Consider the following 9124-nt stretch of genomic DNA (forward strand, 5'->3'; position numbering starts at 1 on the left):
GCCCGGCCTGCCGCGCACCGCCCCGGCCGGCCACGCCGGCCCGCCCAAGGCCGACCCGGGCCCGGACGGCGTGGTCCGCCACGCGCTGACCTTCACCGTCAAGCCGGGCAGCGAGCCCGAGGTGGCCCGCATCCTCTCCGGCTACGCCTCCCCCCGGGCCGAGGTGGACGAGCGCACCCGGCTGCGCCGCACCTCGCTGTTCATGCTCGGCAACCGGGTGGTCCGCGCCGTCGAGGTGATCGGTGACCTCGGCGACGCGCTGCGCCACGTGGCGATGCAGCCCGAGGTGCGGGCCGTCGAGGAGGCGCTCAACCCGCACCTGGAGGAGGCCCGCCAGCTGGGCGACCCGCAGGCCGCCCGGGCCTTCTTCGCCAAGGCCGCGCTGCCCGCCCGGCACCAGGCGATCGCCAGCTCCCCCAACACCGCCCGGCTGCACCGGCACGCCGTGCTCTACCCGGTCCGTCCGGGCCACGGGCAGGCCGTTGCCGAACTGCTGGCCGAGCACGACAACCTGGCCACCGCCGACCCGACCGGGCCGGTCGCCGCGGCCACCGTCTTCCACCGCGAGGACGTGGTGGTGCGCCTGGTCGACCTCCGGGTGCCGGCCGAGGCCGACCCGGCGGCCGCCCTGGGCGTGGCCGACGACCGGCAGGCGGCCGCACTCGCGGGGCTGCTCGACCTCGGCCCGCAGGGCGACCTGCGCACCGCCCCCGGGCTCGGCGCCTTCCTCGCCGCCCGCGCCATGAACCCGGTCACCGACCGCCGTTCCGCCGACCCGATCAACAACTGACGTTCCACCACCTCACGGCCACCGGAGGAGCCCACCATGACCACGCAGTACCCACGGATCGTCAGCGTCCACGAAGCGCCGGAGAACCGCCGCCACGGCGCCGAGCTGCGCACCATGCTCACCCCGACCACCTGCGGCGCGACCAGCGGCTTCATGGGCCTGGCGATCGTCAGACCCGGCGAGCGGATCGGCGAGCACTACCACCCGTACTCCGAGGAGTTCGTGTTCGTCGTCTGCGGCGACCTGGAGGTCGACCTGGACGGGGAGCCCCGGCCGCTCAAGCCGGACCAGGGTCTGATGATCCCGATCAACATGCGCCACCGCTTCCGCAACGTCGGCGACACCGAGGCCCGGATGGTCTTCCACCTCGGCCCGCTCGCCCCGCGCCCCGACCTCGGTCACGTGAGCACCGAGGGGACCGCGGCCTCCGGGCCGCCGGAACACGCCAAGGTGCGCTCGTGACCCGGCGCGTCGCCGTCACCGGGATCGGCGTGGTCGCACCCGGCGGGGTCGGTGTCCCGGCGTTCTGGGACCTGCTGACCTCCGGCCGCACCGCGACCCGGGGCATCACGCTCTTCGACCCCACCGGGTTCCGTTCCCGGATCGCCGCCGAGGTCGACTTCGACCCGGCGGCCCACGGGCTGGGCCCGGAGGAGATCCAACGGGCCGACCGCTACGTGCAGTTCGCAATGGTCGCGGCCGACGAGGCGATCGCCGACGCCGGCCTGGACCTGGCCGCCGAGGACCCGTGGCGGATCGCCGTCTCGCTCGGCACCGCCGTCGGCGGCACCACCCGGCTGGAGCACGACTACGCCCTGGTGAGCTCGGCCGGCGCCCGCTGGGACGTGGACCACCGGCAGGCCGAGCCGCAGCTGCACCGGGCCTTCGCGCCCAGCACGCTGGCCTCCGCGGTCGCGGAGCGGACCGGCGCGCACGGCCCGGTGCAGACCGTCTCCACCGGCTGCACCTCCGGCCTGGACGCGATCGGCTACGGCTTCCAGGCGGTCGAGGAGGGGCGCGCCGACATCTGCGTCGCCGGCGCCTCCGACTCCCCGATCTCGCCGATCACCGTCGCCTGCTTCGACGCCATCAAGGCCACCAGCGAACGCAACGACGACCCGCAGCACGCCTCCCGCCCCTTCGACGCCGGCCGGGACGGCTTCGTGCTCGGCGAGGGCGGCGCCGTCCTGGTGCTGGAGGAGCTGGAGCACGCCCGCCGCCGCGGCGCCCGGATCTACGGCGAGATCGGCGGCTTCGCCACCTTCGGCAACGCCTACCACATGACCGGCCTCACCAAGGAGGGGCTGGAGATGTCCCGGGCGATCGACCACGCGCTCGCCCACGCCCGGGTGGACCGCACCGAGGTGGACTACGTCAACGCGCACGGCTCGGGCACCAAGCAGAACGACCGGCACGAGACCGCCGCGGTCAAGCGATCGCTCGGCGGGCACGCCTTCGGCACTCCGATGAGCTCGATCAAGTCGATGGTCGGGCACTCGCTCGGCGCCATCGGCGCCATCGAGGTCGTCGCCTGCACCCTGGCGCTCGCCCACGGCGTGGTGCCGCCGACCGCCAACTACGAGACTCCCGACCCGGAGTGCGACCTCGACTACGTGCCGCGCACCGCGCGCGAGCTGCCGCTGAGCCACATCCTCTCGGTCGGTAGCGGATTCGGCGGATTCCAGTCCGCCGTCGTGCTCAACAGAACGGGGTGAGTTCCATGACGTCACGTCAGCAGGGCCGCCGGGCCGCGGTCACCGGCCTCGGCGTGGTGGCTCCGAACGGGGTCGGGGCCGACGCCTTCTGGAAGGCCACCAGGCAGGGCGTGAGCGTCCTCGACCGGATATCCCGCGAGGGCTGCACGGGGCTGCCGCTCAGGATCGCAGGCCAGGTGAACGGGTTCGACCCGCAGTCGGCGATCGACAACCGCTTCCTGGTGCAGACCGACCGGTTCACGCACTACGCGATGGCCGCCGCCGACCTGGCCGTCGCGGACGCCGGGTTCCGGCCCGACCCGGAAGAGCCCTTCGCGGTCGGCGTGGTGACCGCGGCCGGCTCCGGCGGCGGCGAGTTCGGCCAGCGCGAGCTCCAACAACTCTGGGGCCAGGGGCCGAAGTTCGTCGGCCCGTACCAGTCCATCGCCTGGTTCTACGCGGCCAGCACCGGCCAGATCTCGATCCGGGGCGGCTACAAGGGACCGTGCGGGGTGGTCGCCAGCGACGAGGCCGGCGGGCTGGACGCCCTCGCCCACGCCGCCCGGTCGATCGAGCGCGGCACCGACGCGGTGGTGGTCGGCGCCGCCGAGGCCCCGCTGGCGCCGTACTCGATGGTCTGCCAGCTCGGCTACCCCGAGCTCAGCCTGGCCGAGCACGCCGAGCGCGCGTACCTGCCGTTCACCGAGCAGGCCTGCGGGTTCTCCCCCGCCGAGGGCGGCGCGATGCTGATGCTGGAGGACGAACGGACGGCCCGCCTGCGCGGCGCCAACGTCCGGGCGCTGCTGGCCGGGCACGCCGCCACCTTCACCGGGGCCTCCCGCTGGGCGGAGTCCCGGGAGGGACTGGCGGCCGCGATCCGGATCGCGCTGGACGAGGCCCGCGTCGTGCCCGAGGAGATCGACGTGGTCTTCGCGGACGCCCTCGGGGTGCCGGACGCCGACCGGGCCGAGGCCCTGGCGCTGGCCGACGCGCTCGGCCCGACCGCCGAGCAGGTCCCGGTCACCGCACCCAAGACCGGTACGGGACGGGCCTATTGCGGCGCCCCGATGCTCGACGTGGCAGCCGCCGTACTGGCCATGGAGGACGGCCTGGTGCCGCCCACCCCCAACGTCACCAAGGTCTGCCACGACCTCTCCCTGGTGACCGACCGTGCCCGCCCGGCCGAGCTGAACACCGCGCTGGTGCTCAGCCGCGGGCTGATGGGCTCCAACTCCGCGCTGGTGCTCCGCCGCGCGCAACCCTGAACCACCCGTCACACCTTCGAAGGGACACCCTGTGAACAACACCCTCAACTATCCCGAGCTCGCCGCCCTGCTCCAGGCCCGGGCCGGGGTCGCCGTCGACCCGGGCGACCTGGCGCGGCCGGGCGCGGAGTTCGAGGCGTTCGGCATCGACTCGCTCGGCCTGCTCGGCGTGGTCGGCGAGCTGGAGAACCGGCACGGCCTCAAGGTCACCTCGGGCGCCGAGTCGGCCAAGACCCCGGTCGAGTTCCTGCAACTGGTCAACTCCTCCCTCACCGCGAAGGCTGGTGCCTGAGATGCCCGGACACACCGACAACGAGATCGTCATCGCCGCCCCGCTCGACCTGGCCTGGGAGATCACCAACGACCTGGAGAACTGGCCACAGCTGTTCAGCGAGTACGCCTCGGTGGAGGTGCTGGACCGGCAGGGCGACCTCGTCCGGTTCCGGCTCACCATGCACCCGGACGAGAACGGCCAGGTGTGGAGCTGGGTCTCCGAGCGGGAGACCGACCGGGACGCGCTCTCGGTGCGCGCCCGCCGGGTCGAGCCCGGCCCGTTCGAGTTCATGGAGATCCGCTGGGAGTACACGGAGGTGCCGGCCGGCACGAAGATGCGCTGGATCCAGGACTTCGCGATGAAGCCGACCGCCCCGGTCGACACTGCCGGCATGGTCAAGCACATCAACCGGAACTCGAAGGTCCAGATGCAGCTGATCCGGGAGAAGGTCGAGAAGCGGGCGGCGGAGCTGTGACCGGCGTCCACCGGGCGCTGATCGTCGCCCGGATGAAGCCCGAGGCCGCGCCGGACATCGCCGAGGTGTTCGCCGAGTCGGACCAGGGCGAGCTGCCGCACCTGATCGGTGTCACCGGCCGCAGCCTCTTCCAGTTCGGCGACGTCTACCTGCATCTGATCGAGGCCGACCGCCCGCCGGGCCCGGCCGTCGCCAAGGTCGTCGGGCACCCCGAGTTCCGGACCGTCAGCGACCGTCTGACCGCCTACGTGCAGGCGTACGACCCGGCCACCTGGCGGGAGCCGAAGGACGCGATGGCGCGGGAGTTCTACCGCTGGGACCGCTGAATCCGGCGGCTCCCCGATGGGCCCGCCCCCGGCAGTGCGCCGGGGGCGGGCCCATGTGTGCGCTCCGGCCCGTGGACGCCCCGCGACCAGCCGCGGAGCGGATCGGATTCACCCGGATCGCGCCCGGCACCCGAGTGAACACGCCCAGGACTCCACCCAACTGGCGCACGCTCCGTGCCGCCACAGCCACGCTCCGGTGGCAGGCGGCCGCGCAGTGGGTGACGGTAAATCAGGCGCCTCCTCCGCGGGTCCCTTTGTCCGGCATCGTGCCGGCGGTCGCGGTCCTGCGCGCCGGAAGGATCATCCTCATGCGTCCTACACGCACGCTGCTCACCGGGGCGGCCGTCGCCGCCGTCCTGGCCGTCGGTACCCCCATGGCATTCGCCGACGGCGCCCCAACCCAGGACAAGAACCTCACCTGGCAGGAGAAGTCCGAAAACTCCGGGGGCGACGACGAGCACAAGGGCGGCAACGAGCACAAGGGCTCCGACGAGGGCCGGGGCAACGAGGGCCGAGGCAATGAAGGCCGAGGCAACGAAGGCCGAGGGAACGAAGGCCGGGGCAACGAAGGCCGGGGCAACGAAGGCCGGGGCAACGAAGGCCGAGGGAACGAAGGCCGAGGGAACGAAGGCCGGGGCAACGAAGGCCGGGGCAACGAAGGCCGAGGCGACGAAGGCCGGGGCAACGAAGGCCGGGGCAACGAAGGCCGAGGGAACGAAGGCCGGGGCAACGAAGGCCGGGGCGAGGACAACAAGTCCCCGCACGGCGGCGTGCACGCCGGTGGCGGCGGTACGGCGTCGACCGGCGGCGGCCTCGCCTCCGGCGCGGTGCTGCTGCTCGGTGGCCTCGGAGTCGGCGCGTACGCCCTTCGCCGCGGCCGCCGCACCTCCGGCGCGGTCGTCTGACGCCTGACGTCCTGCTCCCGCCGCCTCCGGGCGCCACCCCAGACGGGGCGGGCGAGCCGGGGGCGGCGGGCCCGTCGTGGAACCGGTTGAGCGGAGGACAGGAATGACGGACGGTTCCGCCACTGGAATTCCCCGGCTGCTGCGCGCGGGGATGGGCGCGACAGCGGTCGGACTACTGCTGATCTTCAACTCGGTGGACACCGGGCCGGGCACCAACCGGGCGGAGAGCCAGCCGGTTCCCCCGGCTGTCGCCGCACCGGTCGTCCCCGGGCCGCCGGATGCCGCGCACCCGGTCCCGGCTGCCCCGGCTGCCCCGGCAGCACCAGCAGCACCAGCAGCACCGGCAGCACCGGCAGCCGTGCCGCAGGTGCCGGTGCTGGGGCGCGCCCAGCCGACCCGGCTGCGGATCCCGCAGATCGCCGTGGACGCGCCGTTCACCGAGCTGACCCTGGACCCGGCCGGTCGGCTCAACGCGCCGCCACCGGACGACAAGAACCTGGTCGGCTGGTACCGGGACGGCGTCACCCCGGGCGAGCGCGGCAGCGCGATCGTCGCCGGGCACGTGGACACCGCCAAGGGCCCGGCAGTGTTCCTGCTGCTGAAGCTGCTGCGGCCGGGCAACAAGGTCGAGGTCAACCGTATGGACGGCACGGTCGCGGTGTTCTCGGTGGACTCGGTGGAGACTTTCGCCAAGGACGCCTTCCCCGACCAGAAGGTGTACGGCAAGGTGCCGGACGCCCAGCTGCGGCTGATCACCTGCGGCGGCGCCTACGACAAGAAGCGCCGGGACTACCTGGACAACGTGGTGGTCTTCGCGCACCTGGAGTCCTCGCACAAGGCCTGACCCGGCTGACGCGGACGACCGCCGGCCCCCGTGAATCGGGGGACCGGCGGTCGTCCGTGCGTACGGCGGCGGTTCAGCCGTTCACGGTGGCCTCGAAGGCGTGCAGGTAGGGGTTGACAGGGCGGACCGCGACGACCGTCAGCCCGGCCTCCGCCATCAGCCCGACCATGCTCTCCTCGGAGTGCTTGGCGCCCCCCACGTTGAGCATCAGCATCAGATCCATGGCCGTGGTGAAGCGCATCGAGGGGCTGTTGTCGACCAGGTTCTCCACCACCACGACGCGGGCGCCGGAGCCGCCCGCCTTCACCACGTTGGTGAGGGTGCGGCGGGTGCTGTCGTCGTCCCACTCCAGGATGTTCTTGATGATGTAGAGGTCGGCACGGACCGGGATCTCCACCCGGCAGTCTCCCGGCACCAGTCGGGCCCGGGCGGAGAAGGCGCCGCCCTTCTGGAGCCGGGGGTCGGCCCCGGCCACCACCTTGGGCAGGTCGAGCAGGGTGCCGTGCAGCGCGGGATGCTTCTCCAGCAGGCTTGCCAGCACGTGGCCCTGGCCGCCGCCGATGTCGGCCACCGAGTCGATGCCGGTGAGGTCCAGGTACTCGGCGAAGTCCTCGGCGGACTGCCGGCTGGAGGTGGTCATCGCCTTGTCGAAGACCTTCGCCGAGTCACCCGCGTCGCTGTGCAGGTAGTCGAAGAACTCCTTGCCGAACAGCTCGGGGAAGACGTTGCGGCCGGAGCGGACCGCCTCGTCCAGTCTCGGCCAGGCCTCCCAGGTCCACGGCTCGGTGCACCAGAGGGAGATGTAGCGCAGCGAGTTGGGGGCGTCCTCCCTCAGCAGCCGGGACATCTCGGTGTGCTCGAAGCGGTCGTCGCCGCTCTCCACGAAGATCCCGTAGCAGGTGAGCGCGCGCAGCAGGCGGCGCAGCTGTCGGGGCTCGGTGTCGAGTACGGCGGCGAGGTCGGTGACGGTCGCCGGGGTGTCGCCGAGCGCGTCGGCGACGCCGAGCCGGGCGGCCGCGCGGACGGCGGCGGCGCAGGCGGCTCCGAAGACGAGCTCGCGCAGGCGCATCGCGGCCTGGGGACTGGTGTGGGCGGGTGCGGTGGTCATGGCTGGATTCCTCGGGTCCTTGGGAGTTCCTGGGGCGGCGGGGGCGAGGGGGCCGGGGATCAGCAGCGACCGGCCGGCTCGGAGCGCTCGCAGGTGTTGCGGGCGAAGGTGTTGCCGGCGCCGCTGTCGCGGTCGGCGAGGTCGGCCGGGCCGTTGCCGCTCAGGCGGTTGTCGGTGATCACGGCGCGGGCGTTGGGGGCGCCGACGACACTCTTGAAGAGCACGATGCCGCCGGAGAAGTCCGAGGTGCCCGTGTTGTCGCGGACCTCGTTGTCGGTCACCCGGGTGTCCTCGGTACCGGTGAGCACGATCCCGGCGCCCTGCATGGCGCCCAGGCGCGGGTTGGCCGGACAGAACTTGTTGTTGGCGACGACGGTGTTGTGCCGGACGTCGAGGTCCCCGGCGCGGGGTACGCCTTCGTCGCCGACCACGACGACACCGGCGCAGTTGCCGCTGATCCCGTTGTCCTGGACGGCCAGCCCGCGCAGCCGGCGGACGGTGACGCCGATCCGGTTGCCGGTCAGCTGGTTGCCCTCGACCACGGTGCCGCCGGTGTCGGGAGAGCCGCCCTCGCGGTAGGCGTAGTTGGCGAGGAAGACGCCGGACTGGCCGTTGTCGGTCGAGTGGTTGCCGCGGATGACGGCCCGGGTGGACATCTCCTGGCTGATGCCCTGTTGGGCGTTGCCGTGGACGTAGGTACCGCTGACGGTCAGGCCGGTGGTGCCGCTGGCGTCGATGCCGTTCTTGCGGAAGCCGGTGACGGCGAGGCTGTCGACGGTGATGCCGGACAGCGGGTGCTCCTCGGTGCCGACCACGCAGATGCCGTGCCCGGCGGTGGCGCAGGCGTTCTCGGTGTCGGCCCCGGGGGTGATCACACTGTCCGCGCCGGAGCCGCGCAGGGTGAGGCCGGGGGTGGTGATGCGGACGCTGCCCCGGTAGGTGCCGGGGAGCAGCTGGAGGATGTCGCCGGGCCGGGCGGCGTCGACGGCCCGCTGAATCGATTGGCCGGGCCGGACGAAGTGCAGCCGGTCGCCGATGTCGGCGCGGGCCGCCGGGGCGGCGGCCAGCGCGGCAAGGGCGGTGGTCAGGGCGGTGGCGGCGGCAGTGGCCGCGGCCAGGTGGTGGACCCGTCGCGTGGGCATGAGCGGTGACCTGTTTTCTTTCGGCGCGCACGGAATACGTGCTGGTGTCGTGGTCTCCCGCACGGTCCAGCGGTGTGGGCTGACGCGCTGTGCGCGGGCGGTGACGGCTGGTGGGTGCGGCCGTGTCGACCGTACGGGCGGCCGGGTGGGCCCGCCACCAGAGCTGGGCTGCGGGACTGACGGCGCGTCGACCGGAGGCGAGTCGCTCGGCGTGGCGCGGTGGTGGATGGTCGGGCGTGGCGTGCGACGGGTGGCCGGGACGGCGCGGGGCGGGTGGTCGGGCGCGGCTCGGGGCGGGCGT

11 protein-coding genes are annotated in these 9124 nt (G+C 73.2%); 9 read left to right on the forward strand and 2 right to left on the reverse strand.

Annotated elements, in window-relative coordinates:
• From KS423_RS29715 to KS423_RS29755, 9 genes are all read left to right on the forward strand, one after another.
• The coding region (locus tag KS423_RS29715) for a SchA/CurD-like domain-containing protein (protein WP_308020264.1) at positions 1 to 790 on the forward strand (790 nt) is incomplete at its 5' end.
• A 36-nt stretch (positions 791 to 826) separates the two neighbouring features.
• Positions 827 to 1252 (forward strand): cupin domain-containing protein, encoded by a 426-nt coding sequence (locus KS423_RS29720; protein WP_224282866.1) that lies wholly within the window; start codon positions 827 to 829, stop codon positions 1250 to 1252.
• The gene (locus tag KS423_RS29725) at positions 1249 to 2505 is read left to right on the forward strand and encodes a beta-ketoacyl synthase (RefSeq protein WP_224282867.1); all 1257 of its coding nucleotides are present in this window, start codon (positions 1249 to 1251) and stop codon (positions 2503 to 2505) included. Before KS423_RS29720 ends, KS423_RS29725 begins: the two co-directional genes overlap by 4 nt.
• Before the next feature lie 5 nt (positions 2506 to 2510).
• Positions 2511 to 3749, forward strand: coding sequence for a beta-ketoacyl synthase N-terminal-like domain-containing protein (locus KS423_RS29730; RefSeq protein WP_224282868.1), 1239 nt, complete (start codon positions 2511 to 2513; stop codon positions 3747 to 3749).
• A 31-nt stretch (positions 3750 to 3780) separates the two neighbouring features.
• Positions 3781 to 4041, forward strand: a complete 261-nt coding sequence (locus KS423_RS29735) for an acyl carrier protein (protein WP_224282869.1) — start codon at positions 3781 to 3783, stop codon at positions 4039 to 4041.
• Position 4042: 1 nt separating this feature from the next.
• Positions 4043 to 4498, forward strand: a complete 456-nt coding sequence (locus KS423_RS29740; RefSeq protein WP_224282870.1) for an SRPBCC family protein — start codon at positions 4043 to 4045, stop codon at positions 4496 to 4498.
• On the forward strand, positions 4495 to 4824 hold the full coding sequence (locus KS423_RS29745; protein WP_224282871.1) for a TcmI family type II polyketide cyclase: 330 nt from the start codon (positions 4495 to 4497) through the stop codon (positions 4822 to 4824). The genes KS423_RS29740 and KS423_RS29745 overlap by 4 nt, the downstream gene beginning before the upstream one ends.
• Before the next feature lie 71 nt (positions 4825 to 4895).
• Positions 4896 to 5729, forward strand: coding sequence for a hypothetical protein (locus KS423_RS29750; protein ID WP_224282872.1), 834 nt, complete (start codon positions 4896 to 4898; stop codon positions 5727 to 5729).
• Positions 5730 to 5832: 103 nt separating this feature from the next.
• A complete protein-coding gene (locus KS423_RS29755; protein WP_308020265.1) occupies positions 5833 to 6573 on the forward strand; it encodes a class F sortase in 741 nt (246 codons plus the stop codon).
• Between the two features lie 73 nt (positions 6574 to 6646).
• Here KS423_RS29755 and KS423_RS29760 read toward each other — a convergent pair whose 3' ends face one another.
• A complete protein-coding gene (locus tag KS423_RS29760; RefSeq protein ID WP_224282873.1) occupies positions 6647 to 7681 on the reverse strand; it encodes a methyltransferase in 1035 nt (344 codons plus the stop codon).
• 59 nt (positions 7682 to 7740) lie between these two features.
• On the reverse strand, positions 7741 to 8823 hold the full coding sequence (locus KS423_RS29765) for a nitrous oxide reductase family maturation protein NosD (RefSeq protein WP_224282874.1): 1083 nt from the start codon (positions 8821 to 8823) through the stop codon (positions 7741 to 7743).
• Positions 8824 to 9124: the final 301 nt, after the last annotated feature.

Origin of the sequence: Streptomyces sp. LS1784, from assembly GCF_020103755.1 — a bacterium.
Classification (GTDB): Bacteria; Actinomycetota; Actinomycetes; order Streptomycetales; family Streptomycetaceae; genus Kitasatospora.

What these genes read in the sequence shown, in the direction of transcription:
- KS423_RS29730 (WP_224282868.1), top strand. Translation starts at nt 2,511, where the DNA reads ATGACGTCACGTCAGCAGGGCCGCCGGGCCGCGGTCACCGGCCTCGGC.
- KS423_RS29765 (WP_224282874.1), bottom strand. Translation starts at nt 8,823, where the DNA reads ATGCCCACGCGACGGGTCCACCACCTGGCCGCGGCCACTGCCGCCGCC.
- KS423_RS29720 (WP_224282866.1), top strand. Translation starts at nt 827, where the DNA reads ATGACCACGCAGTACCCACGGATCGTCAGCGTCCACGAAGCGCCGGAG.
- KS423_RS29755 (WP_308020265.1), top strand. Translation starts at nt 5,833, where the DNA reads ATGACGGACGGTTCCGCCACTGGAATTCCCCGGCTGCTGCGCGCGGGG.
- KS423_RS29740 (WP_224282870.1), top strand. Translation starts at nt 4,043, where the DNA reads ATGCCCGGACACACCGACAACGAGATCGTCATCGCCGCCCCGCTCGAC.
- KS423_RS29760 (WP_224282873.1), bottom strand. Translation starts at nt 7,681, where the DNA reads ATGACCACCGCACCCGCCCACACCAGTCCCCAGGCCGCGATGCGCCTG.